The organism is Blastococcus sp. LR1 (assembly GCF_020166105.1).
Classification (GTDB): Bacteria; Actinomycetota; Actinomycetes; order Mycobacteriales; family Geodermatophilaceae; genus Blastococcus.
The window spans coordinates 583,394-602,073 of record NZ_JAIUJY010000001.1 but is presented as its reverse complement, the minus strand read 5'-3'; the positions used below and the strand labels follow the sequence as shown (position 1 = coordinate 602,073).

The 18,680-nt window shown below is 74.0% G+C and carries 19 protein-coding genes, 1 tRNA gene, 2 pseudogenes and 1 riboswitch; of the genes and pseudogenes, 11 read left to right on the top strand and 11 right to left on the bottom strand.

The genetic code is table 11. The features are described from left to right. Nucleotides 1-60 precede the first annotated feature (60 nt). Both LBW97_RS02960 and LBW97_RS02955 read left to right on the top strand, forming a co-directional pair. Nucleotides 61-771 (top strand): LppX_LprAFG lipoprotein, encoded by a 711-nt coding sequence (locus LBW97_RS02960; protein ID WP_224497909.1) that lies wholly within the window; start codon nt 61-63, stop codon nt 769-771. Next, a complete protein-coding gene (locus LBW97_RS02955; protein WP_224497908.1) occupies nt 740-2,497 on the top strand; it encodes an MFS transporter in 1,758 nt (585 codons plus the stop codon). Before LBW97_RS02960 ends, LBW97_RS02955 begins: the two co-directional genes overlap by 32 nt. Here the strand turns inward: LBW97_RS02955 and LBW97_RS20175 are convergent. Both LBW97_RS20175 and LBW97_RS02940 read right to left on the bottom strand, forming a co-directional pair. Then, nucleotides 2,457-2,993, bottom strand: coding sequence for a Clp protease N-terminal domain-containing protein (locus LBW97_RS20175; RefSeq protein ID WP_304505389.1), 537 nt, complete (start codon nt 2,991-2,993; stop codon nt 2,457-2,459). The two genes, LBW97_RS02955 and LBW97_RS20175, sit on opposite strands and share 41 nt — an antisense overlap. 2 nt (nt 2,994-2,995) lie before the next feature. After that, complete coding sequence (locus LBW97_RS02940) at nt 2,996-3,229, bottom strand: helix-turn-helix domain-containing protein (protein ID WP_224497907.1); 234 nt, start codon at nt 3,227-3,229, stop codon at nt 2,996-2,998. Nucleotides 3,230-3,300: 71 nt separating this feature from the next. Beyond that, nucleotides 3,301-3,366: riboswitch (guanidine-III (ykkC-III) riboswitch) on the top strand. An 11-nt stretch (nt 3,367-3,377) separates the two neighbouring features. Here LBW97_RS02940 and LBW97_RS02935 point away from each other — a divergent pair. Further along, nucleotides 3,378-3,692, top strand: coding sequence for a multidrug efflux SMR transporter (locus LBW97_RS02935; RefSeq protein ID WP_224498236.1), 315 nt, complete (start codon nt 3,378-3,380; stop codon nt 3,690-3,692). Between the two features lie 7 nt (nt 3,693-3,699). On the opposite strand, the gene LBW97_RS02930 is transcribed toward LBW97_RS02935, so the two are convergent. The 3 genes from LBW97_RS02930 to LBW97_RS02920 are packed head-to-tail and all read right to left on the bottom strand — an operon-like array spanning nt 3,700 to nt 5,562. Then, the gene (locus LBW97_RS02930; RefSeq protein WP_224497906.1) at nt 3,700-4,008 is read right to left on the bottom strand and encodes an antibiotic biosynthesis monooxygenase; all 309 of its coding nucleotides are present in this window, start codon (nt 4,006-4,008) and stop codon (nt 3,700-3,702) included. A gap of 11 nt (nt 4,009-4,019) precedes the next feature. After that, entirely contained in the window at nt 4,020-4,985 is a 966-nt protein-coding gene (locus LBW97_RS02925) for a zinc-binding dehydrogenase (RefSeq protein ID WP_224497905.1), read from the bottom strand. Nucleotides 4,986-4,995: 10 nt separating this feature from the next. Beyond that, nucleotides 4,996-5,562 (bottom strand): TetR/AcrR family transcriptional regulator, encoded by a 567-nt coding sequence (locus LBW97_RS02920; protein ID WP_224497904.1) that lies wholly within the window; start codon nt 5,560-5,562, stop codon nt 4,996-4,998. Here LBW97_RS02920 and LBW97_RS20570 point away from each other — a divergent pair. Next, nucleotides 5,482-6,018 (top strand): annotated as a pseudogene (locus tag LBW97_RS20570) (EamA family transporter); the annotation flags it as partial. The gene LBW97_RS02920 and the pseudogene LBW97_RS20570 sit on opposite strands and share 81 nt — an antisense overlap. A 44-nt stretch (nt 6,019-6,062) precedes the next feature. Further along, a complete protein-coding gene (locus LBW97_RS02910; protein WP_224497903.1) occupies nt 6,063-6,527 on the top strand; it encodes a DMT family transporter in 465 nt (154 codons plus the stop codon). Here the strand turns inward: LBW97_RS02910 and selD are convergent. Both selD and LBW97_RS02900 read right to left on the bottom strand, forming a co-directional pair. Continuing rightward, the gene (gene selD, locus LBW97_RS02905; protein ID WP_224497902.1) at nt 6,478-7,485 is read right to left on the bottom strand and encodes a selenide, water dikinase SelD; all 1,008 of its coding nucleotides are present in this window, start codon (nt 7,483-7,485) and stop codon (nt 6,478-6,480) included. The two genes, LBW97_RS02910 and selD, sit on opposite strands and share 50 nt — an antisense overlap. 21 nt (nt 7,486-7,506) lie before the next feature. Next, nucleotides 7,507-8,091 carry a YafY family protein gene (locus LBW97_RS02900; RefSeq protein ID WP_224497901.1) on the bottom strand — a complete coding sequence of 195 codons (585 nt, stop codon included), beginning with the start codon at nt 8,089-8,091 and terminating at the stop codon, nt 7,507-7,509. A gap of 53 nt (nt 8,092-8,144) precedes the next feature. On the opposite strand from LBW97_RS02900, the gene LBW97_RS02895 reads away from it, so the two are divergent. Continuing rightward, nucleotides 8,145-8,240 (top strand) — tRNA-OTHER (locus tag LBW97_RS02895). 54 nt (nt 8,241-8,294) lie between these two features. Here LBW97_RS02895 and LBW97_RS02890 read toward each other — a convergent pair. Together LBW97_RS02890 and LBW97_RS02885 are read right to left on the bottom strand one after the other, a co-directional pair. Next, a complete protein-coding gene (locus LBW97_RS02890; protein WP_224497900.1) occupies nt 8,295-9,203 on the bottom strand; it encodes a sterol desaturase family protein in 909 nt (302 codons plus the stop codon). 14 nt (nt 9,204-9,217) lie between these two features. Continuing rightward, nucleotides 9,218-9,814 (bottom strand): TetR/AcrR family transcriptional regulator, encoded by a 597-nt coding sequence (locus tag LBW97_RS02885; protein ID WP_224497899.1) that lies wholly within the window; start codon nt 9,812-9,814, stop codon nt 9,218-9,220. Between the two features lie 103 nt (nt 9,815-9,917). Between LBW97_RS02885 and selA the strand changes: the two genes are divergently transcribed. The 3 genes from selA to LBW97_RS02870 all read left to right on the top strand — a co-directional run bounded on the left by selA (nt 9,918) and on the right by LBW97_RS02870 (nt 15,172). Continuing rightward, on the top strand, nt 9,918-11,228 hold the full coding sequence (gene selA / locus LBW97_RS02880; RefSeq protein ID WP_224497898.1) for an L-seryl-tRNA(Sec) selenium transferase: 1,311 nt from the start codon (nt 9,918-9,920) through the stop codon (nt 11,226-11,228). Further along, on the top strand, nt 11,225-12,970 hold the full coding sequence (selB, locus tag LBW97_RS20170; protein WP_224497897.1) for a selenocysteine-specific translation elongation factor: 1,746 nt from the start codon (nt 11,225-11,227) through the stop codon (nt 12,968-12,970). The genes selA and selB overlap by 4 nt, the downstream gene beginning before the upstream one ends. Before the next feature lie 111 nt (nt 12,971-13,081). Continuing rightward, a complete protein-coding gene (locus tag LBW97_RS02870; RefSeq protein WP_224497896.1) occupies nt 13,082-15,172 on the top strand; it encodes a hypothetical protein in 2,091 nt (696 codons plus the stop codon). A 28-nt stretch (nt 15,173-15,200) separates the two neighbouring features. Here the strand turns inward: LBW97_RS02870 and LBW97_RS02865 are convergent, their stop codons facing one another. Beyond that, nucleotides 15,201-15,977 (bottom strand): enoyl-CoA hydratase-related protein, encoded by a 777-nt coding sequence (locus LBW97_RS02865; RefSeq protein WP_224497895.1) that lies wholly within the window; start codon nt 15,975-15,977, stop codon nt 15,201-15,203. A 49-nt stretch (nt 15,978-16,026) separates the two neighbouring features. On the opposite strand from LBW97_RS02865, the gene hemW reads away from it, so the two are divergent. Further along, nucleotides 16,027-17,265: a radical SAM family heme chaperone HemW gene (gene hemW / locus LBW97_RS02860; RefSeq protein ID WP_224497894.1), complete on the top strand. Its 1,239-nt coding sequence runs from the start codon at nt 16,027-16,029 to the stop codon at nt 17,263-17,265. A gap of 568 nt (nt 17,266-17,833) precedes the next feature. Then, nucleotides 17,834-18,148 (top strand): TraR/DksA C4-type zinc finger protein, encoded by a 315-nt coding sequence (locus LBW97_RS02855; protein WP_224497893.1) that lies wholly within the window; start codon nt 17,834-17,836, stop codon nt 18,146-18,148. A 109-nt stretch (nt 18,149-18,257) separates the two neighbouring features. Here LBW97_RS02855 and LBW97_RS02850 read toward each other — a convergent pair. Beyond that, nucleotides 18,258-18,548 (bottom strand): annotated as a pseudogene (locus LBW97_RS02850) (type II toxin-antitoxin system VapB family antitoxin); the annotation flags it as partial. Nucleotides 18,549-18,680 lie beyond the last annotated feature (132 nt).

The window sequence follows — 18,680 nt, the reverse complement described above, 5'->3', positions numbered from 1 at the left end:
GCCGCGCTACTGTCCGCCCTCGGTACGCCCGGGCTCCGCCCGGCCCACGGGGAGGTCACCATGCTGCTGCGCCGGTCACGGGTTCCGCTGATCGCGCTCGCCCTCGTCGTCGGGCCGGTGCTCGCCGGCTGCAGCGGCAGCGAGGAGGAGTCCGGGGAGTCGGCGACGGAGCTGCTCGACCGCGCCAAGACGGCGCTGGACGAGGCCTCCAGCGCGCACTTCGTCCTGGCCAGCGAGGGAGCGCCGAGCACGGGCACCGCCCTCGTCGGCGGTGAGGGCGACATCGCCCGTCCGGCCTCGTTCACGGGCACGCTGAAGGTCGTGGCGCTCGGCTCCACCGTCGACCTGGACGTCGTCTCCGTCGACGGCACCGTCTACGCCCAGTTGCCCTTCGCGCCGAACTTCACCGTCATCGACCCCGCCCAGTTCGGCATCGGTGACCCGGGTGCGCTCATCGACCCCGACACCGGCATCTCCCAGCTCTTCACCGAGGCGCGGGACGCCGAGCTGGGGGAGGAGCGGCGGGTCGACGGCGAGGTCGTCCGCGAGGTGACCGCCGAGCTGCCCGGCGACCTGGTCCAGGAGCTGCTCACCAGCCAGGACCCGTCGCAGGCGGTGCAGGCCACGTTCTCCATCGCATCGGAGTCCGGCGAGCTGCGCCGGGCGACGCTGACCGGCCCGTTCTTCGCCGCCGGCGAGGACGGCACCTACACGCTCGAGCTCAGCGACTTCGGGGCCGATGTCGAGATCACCGCACCCGCCACCGGCTGAGACGTCGGCCGTCGGCAGCGCCCGCGCCCCGGGTCTGGCGGCGGTCGCCCTCGCCACCCTGGCGGTCCTGGTCACCGCCGCCGACACCTACGTCGTCGTCCTGGCGCTGCCCGACATCCTGACCGGTGTCGGGGTCGGGCTGGACGACCTCCAGCGGGCGACGCCCATCGTCGGCGGCTTCCTGCTCGGCTACACCGCCACCCTGCCGCTGCTGGGCCGGCTCGCCGACCTGCGCGGTCGCACCCCCGTGCTCATCGGCTGCCTGCTGCTGTTCGCCCTCGGCTCGCTGCTGACCGCGACGGCGGACAGCCTCGGGCTCGCGGTGGCCGGGCGCGGGCTGCAGGGCATCGGGGCCGGCGGACTCGTGCCGGCCACGCTGGCGCTCGTCGCCGACCGGTGGGCGCCGGAGCGCCGGTCGGTGCCGCTGGGCGTGGTCGGCGCCGTGCAGGAGGCGGGCGCGGTGCTCGGCCCGCTCGCCGGCGCCGCCGTCCTGGCCGTGGCCGACTGGCGGGCGATCTTCTGGCTCAACCTGCTGCTGGGCCTCGGGCTGGCAGCGGGGATCGCCGTCGCCGGACGGGTGCGGCGGCCCGACGTCGTCGGACTGCTGCTGGCGTCGGTCGCGGCCGCCGCCCTCGGCCTGCAGCTCGCCGAGCCGACGGCGCTCGCCGAGGACGTGACCCTCGGCCTGCTCTACGTCCCCCTCACCGACTCGGCGTCGTGGACGACGCCGCTGGTCCTGGCGGCCCTCGTCGCGGCGGCCGGGCTCGCAGCGAGGAGCCTGCTGCACCCGGCCGGTGCGGTGCTCCCGCTGCGTGGCCTGGGTGCGCTGGCCCGCGAGGTCGACGTCGTGGGATCGACGCTCGCCGTCGTCGCGCTCGGTGCCCTGGTGTGGGCCTTCGCCGCCGCCGACACCGAGACGCAGGTCGTCGCCCACGGCTGGGTCCTCCTGCCGCTGTCGGCGGTCGCGGCGCTGCTGTTCGTGCTGCACGAGCGGCGCGCAGCCAACCCCGTGCTGCCGCTGGACGCGCTGCGGCCCGTGGGCGCCTGGGGGGCGCTGGTCGTGAACCTGCTCGTCGGCGTCGCACTGGTGGCGGCGCTGGTCGACATCCCGCTCTTCGCCCGGGCGACCACCACGCCCGGCGATCAGCTGGGAGCCGCACTCGTGCTGGTGCGGCTGCTGGTGGCCGTGCCGGTGGGCGCCGTCGCCGGCGGATGGTTGTGCCGGTTCGTCGCGCCGCGGATCGTGGCGGCGGGAGGCATGGCGCTGGCGGCCGTGGCCTTCGTGGTGATGACCGGCTGGGACGAGAAGGCGCTGGACGGCGCCGGCTCCTGGGTGGTCCTGCTCGCGGCGGGCCTCGGCTTCGGCCTGGCGATCGCCCCGGTGAACGCCGTCCTGCTCGCCGTCACCCGGCCCGAGGTGCACGGCAGCGCGGGTGCGCTCGCCGTCGTCGCCCGGACGGTGGGGATGCTGGTCGGGCTCTCGCTGCTCACCGCCGTCGCCCTGCGCCGGTTCACCGCCGAGGTGGCGGCCGTCGGAACGCCGATGGAGCTGTGTCCCTCGTCGCCGGCGGACTGCGCCGCCTACGACGCCGCGACGGAGGCCGCGCTGCTCACCCAGCTGCACACGGTCTTCGCCGGCGCGGCGATCGCGGCGGCGCTGGCCGCCGTCGCGGCCGCGATCCTGCTCAGGAGTTCAGCACCAGCTCGAGGTCCTTCCGCAGGCTGACCGCATCGACGCCCCGGTCGTGCAGGATCTTCATGGCCAGGCCCTCGCCCTCGCGCAGCAGTCCGAGCGCGATGTGGCCGTCGGCGATGCTGCGTGACTTCAGAGCCAGCGCCTCGCGCAGCGAGAGCTCCAGGATCTTCTTGGCCCGTGGGGTGAACGGGATGTGCCCGGGGCGCGCCGGCTTCGACTTCGGGTCGTCGAGGGCGCCGGGACCGAAGGCGGCCTCCACGCTGCTGCGGACGGCGTCGAGGTCGATGCCCACGCTGGTGAGGGCGTCGGCGTCCAGATCGGCGCTGCCGGTGAACCGGACGACGTCGGTCGCGACCTCGTCGGCCGACAGTCCGTGCCGGGTGAGCACCGCGGCCGAGGGGGTGGGCTGGCGGAGCAGCGCGAGCAGCAGGTGCTCGGTGCCGATGGTGGGCGAGTGCAGGACGCGGGCCTCGTCCTGCGCGCCGACGACGACCTCGCGGGCCTCACGGGCGAAGCGTTCGAACATGGTCAGTCCTTCCGTCGGAGCGGCCCACGACCGCTCGCGTACTTCTTGTGCACCGCCTGCCGGGTGACGCCGAGCAGCTGGGCGATCTGCTCCCACGTCCAGCCCTGCTCGCGCGCGTTCTGCACCTGGAGGGCCTCCAGGCGTTCGACGAGCACCCGCATCGACCGGACCGCCTTCAGGCCCACGGACGGGTCCTTGCTGCCGGCGGCGGTGGCCACCTCTGCTGTGTCGGCCATGGCTGTCAACTTAGGTTGCAATCGCGGGAGGTGTCAACCTGCTTTGACGCACGGAAAGGCTTATGGTCGAGGGCGAGCCGGGATCACGGCTCCCGGACGAGCGGTGCCGTACCCGGAGTGCGACAAGACGGCGCCACGGGAGTTCGTCATGGCGTGGCTGGTGCTGGTGGTCTCGGGCCTGCTCGAGGCGGTGTGGGCCACGGCCCTGGACCGCACGGAAGGGTTCAGCCGGCTGGTGCCGTCGCTGGTGTTCGGCGTGGCGCTCGTCGGCAGCATGGCCGGTCTCGCCTACGCCATGCGGGAGATACCGCTGGGCACCGCGTACGCGGTGTGGGTCGGCATCGGCGCGGTGCTCACCGTCTCCTACGCGATGGTCACCGGCGCCGAGTCCGCGTCCGTGCTGAAAATGCTCCTGCTCGCCGGGATCGTCGGCTGCGTCGTCGGGTTGAAGCTCGTGCACTGAGCCCGGGTCAGCTCCCGGCGGCGACCTCGTAGTGGCTGACCGTGTCCTCGCGGTCGACCAGGTAGCGGTCGTCCTCGGGGTAGAAGACCGCCCGTTCGACGTCCTCGCCGGCGAACCCGCGGATCACCTCGAGGTCGTCCCAGAAGCTGACGGTCAGGATCTCGGTGCGCCCGTCGCCGAGATCGCGCGTGAGCAGGTGTGCGCCCCGGTTGCCCGGCGTCTGTCGGTACTCGGCGACCCCGGTGCGCTCGACGTAGCGGACGTAGGCGTCCCGGTCCGCGGTCGCGACCCAGCCTCGCCATGTGCGAGCGATCACCGGCGGCCTCCTCAGAGAGTGAAGACGATCTTCCCGTTCGTACGTCCCTCGAGCATCCGCGCGAAGCCCTCGTGGGCCTGCGCCAGCGGCAGCTCGACGTCGATCTGCGGCCGGATGCCGGTCACGGCGCACATCTGGATGAGCGCCTCGAGTTCGGCCTTGGTCCCCATCGTGGACCCGATGACCGACAGCTGGGTGAAGAACACCCGGTTCAGCTCGGCGCCCGGGTTGAAGCCGGTGGTGGCGCCGGAGGTCACCAGCACGCCACCGGGCTTGAGCGACTTGATGCTGTGGCTCCAGGTCGCCTCGCCCACGGTCTCCATCACGCCGTCGACCCGTTCGGGCAGCCGCGCGCCGGACTCGAAGGCCTGCTCCGCGCCCAGCGCCAGCGCGGCGGCGCGCTTGTCCTCGCTGCGGCCGGTCACCCAGATCCGGTAGCCGGCAGCCCGGCCCAGCACGATGAGCGCCGTCGCCACGCCTCCGCTGGCGCCCTGCACGAGCACGGTCTGGCCGGGGCGCAGGCCGGACTTCACGAAGAGCATCCGGTAGGCGGTCAGCCACGCGGTGGGCAGGCAGGCGGCCTCGGCGAAGGAGAGCTCGGCGGGCTTGGGCAGCAGGTTGCGGCGGGGGACGGCGACCTTCTCCGCCATCGACCCCTGGTGCACCTCCGACAGCAGCGAGCGCTTCGGGTCGAGGGTCTCGTCACCCATCCAGTCGGGGGTGGAGACGACCCCGTGGACGACGACCTCGTTGCCGTCCTCGTCGATGCCCGCGGCGTCGGTGCCCAGGATCATCGGCATCCGCTCGGCGGGCAGCCCGATGCCCTGCAGGCTGAACAGGTCGTGGTGGTTGAGGGAGACCGCCTTCACCTGGATCGTCGTCCAGCCGTCGGGCGCCTCCGGCTCGGGACGCTCGCCCACCTCCAGCACGGAGAGCGGGTCCTTCGGGGCGGGGGTGGAGACGAAGGCTGCCAGCATGATCGCGAACCTATCCGAGCAGGCGGGCGGCTGCCTCCCGTGCCGTCGACAGGGCGTCGGGGTCGTCGCCGGCGGTGGACGCCACCAGTGCGCCCTCGTAGAGCAGGTGCACGGTCGCCGCGACGCGTCCGGCATCGGCGGCCCCGGTGTCCGCGACCAGGTCGGTGAAGCGCCGTCGCATCCACTCCTTCTCGGCGCGGATCACCGGCAGGGCCGGATGGTCGGTCCCGCCGATCTCGGCGTAGGCGTTGATGAACGCGCAGCCGCGGTCTCGCCCCTCCTGCCAGCGGCGGACGACGTCGAAGACGGCGAGCACCCGATCGACGCCGGGAGGGCGCGAGGCGAGCTCCTCCTCCAGGTCCTGCTGCCAGCGCGCGGCGCGGTGCTGCAGGTAGCGGGCGACCAGCGCGTCCTTGGAGCCGAACCGGTCGTAGAGGGTCTTCTTCGTCGTGCCCGCTGCCTCGGCGATCGCATCGACGCCCACGGCCCGGATCCCGTGGGCGTAGAAGAGCGACGAGGCGGCCGCGAGCAGGCGCTCGCCGGCCGGGGTCAGCGGACGTTGCTGCACATCGGGCATGGGGCCTCCTGGGTCCACTGCGAGTATACCGACCGGTGTGGTTATCTCGGACCGGTGAGAAGCTCCCGAACCGATGCTGCGGCCGCCGCCGTCCTGGTCGTGTGCTGGTCCTCCGGCTTCGTCGGGGCCGAGCTGGCCACCCGGGACGCCCCGGTCAGCACCGTGCTGGCCTGGCGGACCGGGCTCGCCGCCGTACTCCTCGGCGGCTGGGCGCTGCTCCGGGGCGCCCGCGTGCGGCGCGGCCCGCTGCTGCGGCAGGTCTGCCTCGGGGTCCTCGTGCAGGCGGTCTACCTGGGCGGGGTCTTCGCGGCCGCCGGGGCCGGCGTCCCCGCGGGGACCTCGGCCCTCGTCGCGGCGCTGCAGCCGCTGCTCGTCGCCGCACTCGCCGGGGCGCTGCTGGGGGAGCGGACGTCGGTCCGGCAGCGGGTGGGGTTGCTGGTCGGAGCGAGCGGGGTGGCCCTCGTGGTCGCCGGCGACCTCGGGACGGCAGTGCCGCGCCGGTGGCCTACCTGCTCCCGGTGGTCGCCCTCGCCGGGCTCGCCGCGGGCACGCTGCTGGAGCGGCGGTGGGCCCCGTCGGAGTCGCTGGTCGTCTCCCTGGCCCTGCAGTCCGCCGTCGCCGCGCTCGTCTTCGGCTCGGTGGCGGGGGTGCGGGGGGAGTTCGCCCCGCCGGCCGACCCGGTGTTCTGGACGGCGATGGGGTGGCTGGTGCTGCTGTCGACCATCGGTGGCTACGGCAGCTACCTGTTCGTGGTGCGGCGCTCCGGCGCGACCGCCGCCAGCACCCTGCTGTACCTGACCCCGCCGGCGACCGCGCTGTGGGCGTGGGCGATGTTCGGCCAGGCCCCCGGACCGACCGCGCTGCCCGGGATCCTCGTCTGCGCGGTCGGGGTGGCCCTGGCACTGCGCCGGGAGGTCAGCGGAGGACGACCACGAACTCCTGCCGCGGCACGAACTCACCGATGACCGGTGCGCCGGGCACCTCGCCGCCCAGCAGCAGCCCACCGGAGGTCTGGGCGTCGGCGAGCAGCAGCGCCTCGTCCTCGCTCACCCCGGACAGGTCGGTGTGCGGCCGCACCCAGTCGAGGTTGCGCCGCGTACCCCCGGAGACGAACCCGTCGGCCAGCGCCTGCCGGGCGCCGGTGAGGTAGGGGACGGCGGCGGCGTCGACGACGGCGGTGACGCCGCTGGCCCGCGCCATCTTGTAGAGGTGGCCGAGCAGCCCGAACCCGGTGACGTCGGTGCCCGCGCGGATGCCGGCGGCGACCGCGGCCCGGCCGGCGTCGCGGTTGAGCGCGGTCATGGAGGCGACCGCCTCCTCCGACACCTCGCCGGTGGCCTTCATCCGGCTGTTCAGCACCCCGACGCCCAGCGGCTTGGTCAAGCTCAGTGGCGTGCCCGCGACCGCGCCGGAGTTGGTGATGAGCCGGTCGATGTCGACGACGCCGGTCACCGCCATGCCGTACTTGGGCTCGGGGTCGTCGATGGAGTGGCCGCCGCCGACGTGGCAACCGGCCTCCTGCGCCACCTCGAGGCCACCGCGCAGCACCTCGGCGGCGAGCTCGGTGGGCAGCACGTCACGCGGCCAGCCGAGCAGGTTGACCGCGACCACCGGGGTGCCGCCCATGGCGTAGACGTCGGACAGCGCGTTGGCCGCCGCGATCCGGCCGAAGGTGTAGGCGTCGTCGACGACCGGGGTGAAGAAGTCGGTGGTGAGCACCAGCCCCTGCCCCCCGGCGATGCGCACCACTGCCGCGTCGTCGCCGTCGTCCAGGCCGACCACCAGCTCGGCCGCCGGATCGACCGGCCCTCGCGACGTCAGTCCGGCGACCACCGCCTCGAGCTCGCCGGGCGGGATCTTGCAGGCGCAGCCGCCGCCGTGTGCGTACTGGGTGAGCCGGATGCTGGTGGATGCGGTGGTCACGGGACCGAATCTAGGCGCGGGTCAGGTGAGGCCGCCGGGGAGCAGCCGGAGACGGGGTGCCTCCGGCTGCGCGACCGGAGCGCGGGGGAGCTTCCGGCCGGCGGGGTGGTTCGACGCCTGCGGTGTGTCGACGCCGGGCAGCTCGCGCCGCGGGGCCGCCTCGCTGGTGAGCTGGACCTCGCTGATCCGGTCGGCCCGGAACCAGCGCAGCGCCTCGCGCTCGCGGCACCAGGCGACGAGGAACTCTGCGGATCCGTCGCGGACGAGCAGCTGCGGCTCGACAGCGCGCTGCGACCAGCGGTTCTGCCCGTCGCAGTAGTCCAGCACCAGCACCCGGCGCTCGGCGAGCCCCTGCTCGACCGAGCGCCGCACCTCGGCCGTCCGCGTGGCGTCCGCGGCCACCCACCGGCTGCTCGCCAGCATCTGCGACCGCCGGCCCGGATCGGGCTCCAGCGCCGTGAGCACCTTCTCCAGCGCCGCGTGCCCGGCCTCGGCGAACGGACCGTCGGGCCGGGCCGCCAGCGCGCCCACGACGGCCGCGGCCTCCTCGGGGGTGAGGTCGACCGGGGGCAGCGGAGCGGGGGTGCGGTGCTCGGTGCGGGTCACGGGGAAAGGCTGGCAGGACCCTCCGACAGTTTCCGGCACGTACGCTGCCCGATGGAGGCGTCAGGGTGTCTGGTGGCCCCCGCGGCCTCTAAAGCCGACGTGGTCGAGCATCTCGGCCAGGCGGGTTCGATTCCCGTCCGCCTCCGCCAATTCCGCCGCCGGCGGCGGGCCCGGCAGCACGTGCCGGGCCCGCTGCCGACCGGTCAGGAGTCCGCGGTGGCCGGGGCGGGGGCCCACCCCGGACCGCGCCAGAGCCGGGCGACCCGGTGGGCCCATCGCCGGTCCGAGCGCATGTCACGGACGATCGCGACGTACTCGTGGGCGAAGACCCAGAACGGGTTGTAGCTCTCCAGTGGCTTGGTGATCCCGTAGCGCACCTTCTCGACCTCGGGCTCGAACGTGCCGAACCACCGGTCGAAGACGATGAGGATGCCGCCGTAGTTCTTGTCGAGGTACTGAGGGTTCATCCCGTGGTGCACGCGGTGGTGGCTCGGGGTGTTGAACACGTACTCGAACGGCCGCCACAGCTTGTCGATCGCCTCGGTGTGGATCCAGAACTGGTAGAGCAGGTTGATCGAGCTGGCGAGCACGAACAGCGCCGGGTTCACACCGAGCAGGATCAGCACGGCGCCGAACGGCCAGGCGGTGAGCGGGGTCCACGCCTGGCGCAGCGCCGTCGACAGGTTGTAGTGCTCGCTGGAGTGGTGCACGACGTGCGCGGCCCACAGGAACCGCATCTCGTGCGAGGCGCGGTGGAACCAGTAGTAGACGAAGTCCTTGCCGAGGATCGCGACGGTCCAGGCGACCCAGCCCGACCCGAGGTCGAACGGCGTGAGGTTCCACAACACCAGGTAGCCGCCGAGGCCGAGGAGCGTGGTGAGCGCCAGGATGATCTGGCTGCCCAGCCCCATCGTCAGGCTGGTGACCGTGTCCTTGAGCGCATAGCCCTTCCGTGCCGCCTCCTCGCCGGCGCGGTCGATGGCGTCCTCCCTGGCCTCCCGGGTCAGGACGACGCCCTCGAGGAGCATCAGCAGGAAGAAGACCGGGATCGCCCACAGGATCAGGTCGACCTCGGCCATGTCGGCCAGCGAGCCGCGCAGGAACTGCTCCACGGTGCGGTGCTCCTTCAGGAGGGAGGGGAGGGGGGATCGAGCTGGGCCCGGACGACGGTCACGAGGGTCTCGACCCGGCTCTTGCGGTCGGCCTCCCCGGCGACGCCGAGCGCGACGCCGAAGACGGCGCTGGCCGCGAGGTCGAAGACCGCCTCCAGGGCGGGATGGTCGGCGTACTGGGGCAGCAGGTCGCGGGCGACACCGAGCACGCGGACGGTGTGCGGGGCGTTGACCGCGGCCAGGTGCCCGGCCAGCTCGGCGTCGGTGCGCGCCGAGACGAACAGCTCCAGGACCGCGGCCATGCGGGGCTCGTCGTGGATCTGCCAGAACAGCCGGACGGCGTCGCCCAGCGGATCGCCGCCCACGGCGGACACCGCGGTGAACCGGGCGACGTACTGCTCGACGGCGGCGTCGAAGGCCCGCCCGGCGACGGCGCCCAGCAGGGCGGCCTTGCTGGGGAAGTGGTTGAACAGCGCCCCGGAGGAGACCCCGGCCCGGGCGCAGACCTCGGCGGTGGTGGTGCCGGCGACGCCACGGTCGACGAGGGAGTCCTGCGCCGCGTCCAGCAGTGCCGCGCGGGTCGCCGCGCGTCGTTCGTCCTGGGTCGCCACTGTTGCTCCCGTCACATCGGTCGCGGAAGGTTAGAGAGCGCGTGCTCTGTATGTCAACGGCGGGTCCGGCCGGGATTCCGTGCGGGGCCTACGCTCCCGGGCGATGAGCGCCGATCCGCGCCGGCAGGTGCCGCGCACCGACACGCTGCTCGCCGACCCGCGCCTGGCCGACGCCGGGCAGCGGCTCGGCCGTGCGCTGGTGAAGGGCGCGGTGCAGCGCGTGCAGCAACGGGTGCGCGCCGGTGAGGTCAGCCCCGAGGGCGCCGTCGACGCCGTCCTGGCGGAGCTGCCCGGTACCGCGTCGAGCCTGCGCCCGGTGCTCAACGCGACCGGCGTCGTCGTGCACACGAACCTCGGCCGGGCACCGCTCTCGGCTGCCGCCGCCGAGGCGATCGCCGCCGCGACCGGCACCACCGACGTCGAGCTCGACCTGCGCACGGGACGGCGGGGCCCGCGCGGCGAGGCGGCGATCGCCGCGCTGCTGGGCGCCGTGCCCGCCGCCGAGGCCGCGATCGTGGTCAACAACTGCGCCGCCGCGCTGGCGCTGGTGGCGACCGCGCTCGGCGGCGAGCTGGTGATCGCTCGCGGCGAGCTGGTCGAGATCGGCGACGGCTTCCGCATCCCCGAGCTGCTGGAGAGCACCGGCGCCCGGCTGCGCGAGGTCGGCACCACCAACCGCGTCGCGCTTGCCGACTACCGCGGGGCGCTGGGCCCGGAGACCCGCGCCGTGCTCAAGGTTCACCCGTCGAACTTCGTCGTCCGCGGCTTCACCCGTGCCGTCGAGGTGGGCGAGCTGGCGGCGGCGCTGGCCGGCACCGGCGTTCCGCTGGTCGCCGACGTCGGCTCCGGGCTGCTCCGCCCGCATCCCGTGCTGCCCGACGAGCCCGACCTGCAGACGACGCTCGCCGCCGGCGCGGACCTGGTGCTGGCCAGCGGCGACAAGCTGCTCGGCGGACCGCAGGCGGGGCTGGTCCTCGGCCGCGCCGAGCTGGTGCAGCGGCTGCGCCGGCATCCGCTCTACCGGGCGCTCCGGGTGGACAAGACGACGCTGGCTGCGCTGGAGGCGACGCTCCGCGGCCCGCTGCCGCCGGTGCAGGAGATGCTCGCCGCCGACGTCGAGGGGCTGCGGGCGCGTGCCAGCGCGATCGCCGCCCGGCTGGCCGACGCCGGGATCGACGCCGTCGCGGTGGACGCCGAGTCGCGGGTCGGCGGGGGAGGGGCGCCCGAACACCCGCTGCCCGGCGCCGCCGTCTCGCTGCCGCTGGAGTTCGCCGAGCCGCTGCGCCTCGGCGCCCGGCCGGTCGTCGGCTACGTCGAGGACGACCGCACGCTGCTCAACCTGCGCAGCGTCCTGCCCGCCGCCGACCACGCCCTGGCCGACGCCGTGCTGGAGGTGGCGGAGAAGTGGACGTGATCGCCACCGCCGGCCACGTCGACCACGGCAAGTCCGCGCTGGTCCGCGCGCTCACCGGCATGGAGCCCGACCGCTGGGCCGAGGAACGGCGCCGCGGGCTGACCATCGACCTCGGCTTCGCCTGGACGACGCTGCCCTCGGGCCGCCGGCTCGCCGTCGTCGACGTCCCGGGGCACGAGCGGTTCGTCGGCAACATGCTCGCCGGAGTGGGCTCGGTCCCCGCCGCGCTGGTCGTCGTCGCCGCCGACGACGGCTGGTCGGCCCAGACCGCCGAGCACGTCGCCGTGCTCGACGCTCTCGGGGTGCGGCACGCGCTGCTCGCCGTCACCAAGTCCGACCTCGCCGACCCGGAGCCGGTGCTCGCCGACGTGCGGGAACGGCTGGCCGCGACGTCGATGGGCGAGGTGCCCGGCGTCGCCGTCAGCTCGGTGACCGGGGCCGGGGTCCCCGAGCTGACCGCCGCGCTGGAGCACCTGCTCGGCGGGCTGCCCGCCCCGGACGGCGCCGCGCCGGTGCGGCTCTGGATCGACCGGGCGTTCACCATCACCGGCGCCGGGACCGTGGTCACCGGCACACTCGCCGCCGGCACCGTGGCGGCCGGCGACCGCTTCCTGCTCGGCGACCGCGAGGTGACCGTGCGGGGCGTGCAGTCCCTGGGCCAGTCGGTGGAGCAGGCGTCGGCCACCGCCCGGGTGGCACTCAACCTGCGCGGCGTCGCGGTCGAGGAGATCTCCCGCGGCGACGCGCTGCTGACCCCGGGCGCGTTCCGGCTGACCGACGTCGTCGACCTGACCCTCGACGCCGAACCGGACGCACAGCTGCCGGCGGAGCCGGTCGTGCACGTCGGCTCGGCGACGGTCGGCGCACGGCTGCGACCGCTGGACGGCGCCGCGGTCCGGCTGCGGCTCACCAGGCCGCTGCCGCTGCGGATCGGTGACCGGCTGCTGCTGCGTGACCCCGGTGCGCGCCGCGTGCTGGGTGCCGACGTGCGCGACGTCGACCCACCGGAGCTCCGGCGGCGAGGTGCGGCCCGGCAGCGGGGGGCCGAGCTCGCCGCCCAGCCGTCCGGCGACGCCGGAGCCGCCACGGACCTCGCCCGCCGCCGGTTCGTCCGCGCCGCCGACTTCGCCGCGATGGGCTGGCCGGTGCCCGCCGGGGCCACCGAGCACGGGCCGTGGCTGCTCGCGCCGGGGCTCGCGGAGGAGCTGAGTGCCCGCGTGCCCGACGTCGTCGCCCGGTACCGGCGGCTGCGTCCGCTGGAGCCGGGGCCGCCGGTGGAGGTCGTGCGCCGCGCGCTGGACCTCCCGGGCGCAGACCTGGTGCCCGCCCTCGTCCGGGAGCCGCTGCTCCTGCGCGAGGGCCGGGTCGTCGACGGCTCGACCGACCTGCCGCCGGCCGTGCAGAAGGCCGTCGACGAGATCCGCGCGCGCCTGGTCCTCGACCCGTTCGCCGCCCCGGAGGCGCCGGATCTGGTCGCGGCCGGGCTCGGGATCCGCGAGCTGGCGGCGGCTGTGCGCAGCGGCCAGCTGGTGAAGATCGGCGACGGCGTCTACCTCGCGCCGGAGGTCGAGGGCGTCGCCCGGACCCGGCTGGCCACCGTCCCGCAGCCGTTCACGCTCAGCCAGGCCCGGCAGGCGTGGGGCACCAGCCGCCGGGTCGCCGTGCCGCTCATGGAGTGGCTGGATGCCCGCGGGGTCACGGAGCGGCTGCCGGATAACTCCCGCCGCCTGCGCCGAGCCTGAGGAGGGCTCTGGACCGGCCCAGGAATATGGCCGGAACCGTTCGGTCCGTCTCTCGGCGTCTCCGGCGACGAAGTCCTGTCGGTCCGGAGGCGCGGCCCCTATCTTGACCGCGTGACACGGGGGAACACGGGATGGCGGTCGGGGCGCAGCACGCTCGTCATCGGGCTTCTGGTCGTCTCGCTCGTCGCGGCAGGCGTTGTCGTGTGGTTGCGGGCGGGTTCGGGGGAAGTGGCCGAGATCGGACGCAGCGGGGGCATCGCCGGCGAGATCGGTGGGCCCCGCGTCGAGGTTCCCGGCGGGGTGGCCGAAGCCGCGACCATCACCATCGACAGAAAGGACATGGCTCCCGACCTGGACTCGGTTGAGGAGTTCGCGAGGCTGGCGGCACCCGTTGCTGACATCACGGTCAGCGAGGAGCTGCCCGGTGCGGTGGTTCGCTTTCCCTTGCCTGAGGAGGTGGCCGATCCCGCGCTCGCTTTCCTGGCGGTCTACGGGGAAACGGAGGAGACCTGGATCCCGTTGCCGACCGTGCATGACGCCGAAGCCCGGGAGATGGTGGCCGAGGCTCCACACTTCAGCCGTTTCGGCCTGTTCGTCCTCGACCAGGGGATCGACTGGGTCGGGCAGACCGTCGAGACTGTGCGACAGGTGGGGGAGCAGGCGCTCGACGGGGTCGTGAATTCCGCCGGATCGGCCGCGGACCGGGCGCGACAGGCTGCTGCGATAGCGCGTCGGTACGCCGAGGAGGCGGCAGCGGATGCGGAGGCGGTCGCCGCCCGTGCGGGTTCCGCGTGCGCGGACTCCCCCCTCTGCTCGCTGGCGTACCTGGCCGCACGGATGCAGGTCGTCACCGCCTACCGAGCGGTGAGAGCGGTGACCACGTTCGTGATCGGCGTGACCGACGAGGCCGACTGCGACCGGGCCGACCCCACCTGGCGAGTGCAGGTGCCCGACGACCTGGATGACGACTTCCAGGGATGCGTCGTGCGCGAGCAGGACGGCTCCCTCACGGTCCGCGTGACCAACCACGGCTATGTCCGCTATCTGCTGATGGTGCCGCCTCCGCTCCAGGTCCGATTCATGGACCTCGAGGCCGGCGTCGACACGATCACGATGGTCGGGACCGCCGTAGGGCAGGTGATCGGAGGCCTCCCGGTTCCCGCCCAAGGACACGCCACGATGCGCATCCCGGCGGCGCATGTCGGTGCACTGGAGGCCGCTGCTCGCACGATCACGCTGCGCGCCGTGCCGGATGCGCTCGCGATCGCGATGGAGGTGGGGCTGACCGGACTCGCCGTGACCAAGGGTGGGAAAGCGGCCATCGGCCGGGCATCGGAACGGGCGGTACTGAAAGCGATCCAGGAGGCCTTCGATCGGGAGACCCCGCTGACCGTGCGGGAAGCCATCGAGATCCTCACCGACACCTGGCGAGGTTTCGCGAAGGACTCACCGCTCCCTCTCCAGAAGACGACCCAGCTCATCGGGGTCGTCGATTGCGTCTCCGCGACCTTCGGCGAAGTCCAGAAGGCTCGCGCCGACCCGGACCCGGTGAAACTCCAGGACGCAGGGGTCAACGTTGCCCGACGATGCCTTCGAGTCGCCCTGGACGCGACTAGGAAAGACACCGACCTGGCAGACCTCCTGGCGGTCCTCCCCACCACCTATGCGACCTGGCGTCAGCTGCTCACCTTGGAGTACCTCTGGGCCTCGGAGGACCGGCGATTCACCGGGTGGTTCGACGTGACGCTGACCAAGGAGGGGCCCGCTGCGCCCGTGGCCGACGAGCGCGCTGCGGCGTTCCGCGCGGCGGGCTGCCCCACCCGGGAGGAGTGGATCGACGCTCGGTTCCCCCCTGAGAAATATGACGACGCCAGGATTCGGTGGGTGCCGTTGGCGGCCTCGGCGTCGGGAGCCCCGTCTCGTCTCGCGCTCTTCGCGTGCCCCTCGGGATCGGCCGAGTCGTACCAGGCACTGGTGGCATTCGACGACACCACCGGCGAGCCGACCGCACAGGGCAATCTGCTCGTGGAGGACTTCTTCAAGACGGCGACGGTTTCGGGCGGCGGCGGACGATTGACGATCTCCGGCACGGCGGTCGGGCCAGGGGATGCTGCAGGTGATCCCCGCCATCTCGGGATCGTGATCCTGGAGTGGGACGGGTCGGCCTGGCAGGTCGTCGACAGATCCGTGGAGCCGGCGTGATGCCGTCCCAGCCCTGAGGGAGCGTTGCTCAGGCCTCCCCGCTCGCCGGCACCCAGCGGGCGGGGCGCTTCTCGCGGAACGCGGCGATCCCCTCCTGGCCCTCCTCGCCGGCGAAAAACCGGGCCGAGAGGTCGAGCAGGTCGTCGAAGGACAGCAGCCCCTGCCGGGCGCGCAGCAGCCGCTTCGTCTCGGCCAGCGCTGTCGGGGCGCCGGCGGTCAGGTGCACCAGCTGCGCGTGCAGCTCCGCGTCGACGTCGGCATCGGGCACGACGAGGTCGACCAGCCCGCCGCCCGCCGCGGTCGACGCGTCGAAGACCTGGCCGGTGAGCATCAGCCGGTGCGCGACGTGCGGCGCCATCCGCGGGAGCACGACGGCGGAGATGACCGCGGGCACCAGGCCCAGCCGCACCTCGGAGAAGGCGAAGCTCGCCGAGTCGGCCGCGACCACGACGTCGCAGGCCGCCAGCAGCCCGACACCACCAGCGCGCGCCGGCCCACGGACCACGGCGACCACGGGCTTGGGGGAGGACCACACCAGCTCCAGCAGCTCCGGGAACTCCCGAACGCCCTGGTCCTCGCTGGACCCGCCGGCCGCCTCGGAGAGGTCCATCCCGGAGCAGAACACCCGGCCGGTGTGGTCGAGCACGACGGCTCGCACCGCGTCGTCGGCCAGCGCCTGCTCCAGCGCCGCCCGGAGCTGCGCCCGGAGCGCCCGGGACAGCGCGTTGCGGTTGGCGGGGGAGTCGAGGACCAGCGTCGCGACGCCCCTCGACACGGACACCTGGATCACTCGGTCGGAGGTCACGCCGGGGATCCTGCCGGTCCGCCGAGAAGGAGCGGCACACTGGGAGCAGATGAACACCGTCCTGCCGCTGTTGAACGACACGGGTCTGCCGCCCGGCGCACCCGGCCCCGACCGGCTCCCCGACAGTGCCCGCGAGGGCCTGGCCACCACGCCGTTCGGGCTCTACGTGCACGTTCCGTTCTGCGCGACCCGCTGCGGCTACTGCGACTTCAACACCTACACCTCCGACGAGCTCGGCCCCGGCGCCAACCGCAGCGAGTACGCGGAGACCGCGATCTCCGAGCTGGAGCGCGCCGCCCGCACCCTCGGCCCGGACCTGCCGACCGTCTCCACGGTCTTCGTCGGCGGCGGCACCCCGACGCTGCTGCCGGCCGACGACCTGGCCGCCGTGCTCGGCGCGGTCCGCGAACTCTTCCCGGTCGACCCGGACGTCGAGGTGACCACCGAGGCCAACCCCGAGACGGTCTCCCCGGCGTCGCTGGCCCGCCTGCGCGAGGCCGGCTACACCCGGCTGAGCCTCGGCATGCAGTCCGCGGCGCCGCACGTGCTCGCCGCGCTCGACCGCCGGCACACCCCCGGCCGTGCCGTCGAGGCGGCGCACGAGGCCCGTGCCGCCGGGTTCGAACACATCAACCTGGACCTGATCTACGGGACGCCGGGGGAGAGCGACGCCGACTGGGCGGCCTCCCTGGAAGCCGTCCTCGCCTCACCGGTCGACCACGTCAGCGCCTACGCGCTGATCGTCGAGGAGGGGACGAAGCTCGCCCGGCGGATCAAGCGCGGCGAGCTCCCCATGCCCGACGACGACGTCCTCGCCGACCGGTACGAGCAGGCCGACGCGACCCTGGGCCGGGCCGGCTACCGGTGGTACGAGGTCTCCAACTGGGCGACGTCGGACGCCGCCCGCTGCCGGCACAACGAGCTGTACTGGGCCAACGCCAACTGGTGGGGCGTGGGCCCGGGCGCGCACAGCCACGTCGGCGGGCTGCGCTGGTGGAACGTCAAGCACCCGGCCGCCTACGCCGACCGGTTGGCCCGCGGGGAGAGCCCGGCCCAGGACAGCGAGCTGCTCGACGACGCGGACCGGGCGCTCGAGGCGGTGATGCTCGGCCTGCGCCTGCGCGACGGGCTGCCGCTCACCGCGCTGACCGACGTCGGCCGGGCGCGCGCGGAGTCGGCGGTCGCCGACGGGCTGCTGGACCCGGCGGCCCACGCGGGCGGTCTGGCGGTCCTCACCGACCGCGGCCGGCTGCTGGCAGACGCCGTCGTCCGCGACCTGACGGACTGACCGACGCCTCCGCTGCGTGCGGCGTCCGGCTTCCCGTCCCCGCACCCGGCGTCCAGCGCGCTCGTGCTGAGCGCGGTGCGCCGGCTCCCGCCGCGCCGGGAGCCGTTCTTCGCCCGGCAGCTGCCGCAGGTGTGCAGCCACCCCGACGGATACGACGTCGCAGCTCTCGGCACGTTCCCCTCGAGTTGCCCGGTCCCGCACGGCGACACGACGGCCCGGTAATCACCCGAAAGGGCGGGTTCGTGACGCACGTCATGGGCTATGGTCCCCGTTCCGGCAACGGCGCCGGGTGAATCGAGGGGGTGTCGCCCGTGGACGCGTACGCGTTCCGTCGAACGGCGTTCCCTCGAGGTCTCCGCCCCGCCGCACCCGCCCTCTCCGGCGGCATGCTGGTCGCGCTGGCGATGAACCGGCGGGCCCGAGGGCTGCGAGGACTCGACGTCCTCCGACGCAGCCAGGACCGGGCCCCGCCGCACACCTCCTGACTCCTCCCGGAGTCATCAGCGCCCGTCCTGACGCGCCGCCACCCGGTGACCGCGTCTTTCCGCGTTGCCCGAAGGAGACCCGCATGTCCGCGAAGCTCGACTCCATGACCGCCGCCTCTGCGGACCGGTTCCGCACCATGCTCCAGGCCCAGCGCACCGAGTGCGTGCAGCACCGTGCGGAGGCCCTCGCCGAGTGCGCGACGTCGGTGCCCGACCCGGTTGCCCAGCGTCGCAGCGCCGACCTCCAGCGCACCATCGAGGAGATCGACGCGGCGCTCGTCCGCATCGACGGCGGCACCTACGGCCGCTGCACCGGCTGCGACGCCTCCATCCCGGAGGAGCGGCTGGAACTGCGCCCGTTCGCCCGCACCTGCGTCGCCTGCACCGCCGCCGCCTGAACGACCGCACGGCCGCTCGGCCCGCGCGCTGACGTCAGCTGGTGCGCGGGCCGGGCACCGGGGGCTGGGCGGGGATCGAGGCGGTGTCCGGTCCGGCCGGGCCCGCCGAGTCCAGTTCCAGTACCCGCACGTGGATCACGTTGCGCTGCTGCAGGGCCGCCCGCAGCGCCCGGTGCAGCCCGTCCTCCAGGTACAGCTCGCCCTGCCACTGCACCGCGTGCGGGAACAGGTCGCCGTAGAAGGTCGAGTCGTCGGCCAGCAACGCGTCCAGCGCCAGCTCGCGCTTCGTCGTCGTCAGGGTGTCGATCCGCACCTGGCGGGGCGGGATCATCGCCCAGTCCCGCGGCGCCAGCCCGTGGTCGGGGTAGGGGCGACCGTCGCGCACGCCTTTGAAGATCAGGGGACCGACCTCCGCTCTCAGCCCCCGGCGGGGCGACCGACCGTGCTCACCCTAGTCGCCCGGCCGGAGCCCCGCCGCCGTCTCCCGGCCTTGCTGCAGGGGCCCGCTGCGAGCCTGCGAGCGGCGCGGGCA

Coding starts and splice junctions, on each gene's coding strand:
- LBW97_RS02960 (WP_224497909.1), top strand. CDS start 61: ATGCTGCTGCGCCGGTCACGGGTTCCGCTGATCGCGCTCGCCCTCGTC.
- LBW97_RS02955 (WP_224497908.1), top strand. CDS start 740: ATGTCGAGATCACCGCACCCGCCACCGGCTGAGACGTCGGCCGTCGGC.
- LBW97_RS20175 (WP_304505389.1), bottom strand. CDS start 2,993: ATGTTCGAACGCTTCGCCCGTGAGGCCCGCGAGGTCGTCGTCGGCGCG.
- LBW97_RS02940 (WP_224497907.1), bottom strand. CDS start 3,229: ATGGCCGACACAGCAGAGGTGGCCACCGCCGCCGGCAGCAAGGACCCG.
- LBW97_RS02935 (WP_224498236.1), top strand. CDS start 3,378: ATGGCGTGGCTGGTGCTGGTGGTCTCGGGCCTGCTCGAGGCGGTGTGG.
- LBW97_RS02925 (WP_224497905.1), bottom strand. CDS start 4,985: ATGCTGGCAGCCTTCGTCTCCACCCCCGCCCCGAAGGACCCGCTCTCC.
- LBW97_RS02920 (WP_224497904.1), bottom strand. CDS start 5,562: ATGCCCGATGTGCAGCAACGTCCGCTGACCCCGGCCGGCGAGCGCCTG.
- selA (WP_224497898.1), top strand. CDS start 9,918: ATGAGCGCCGATCCGCGCCGGCAGGTGCCGCGCACCGACACGCTGCTC.
- hemW (WP_224497894.1), top strand. CDS start 16,027: ATGAACACCGTCCTGCCGCTGTTGAACGACACGGGTCTGCCGCCCGGC.
- LBW97_RS02855 (WP_224497893.1), top strand. CDS start 17,834: ATGTCCGCGAAGCTCGACTCCATGACCGCCGCCTCTGCGGACCGGTTC.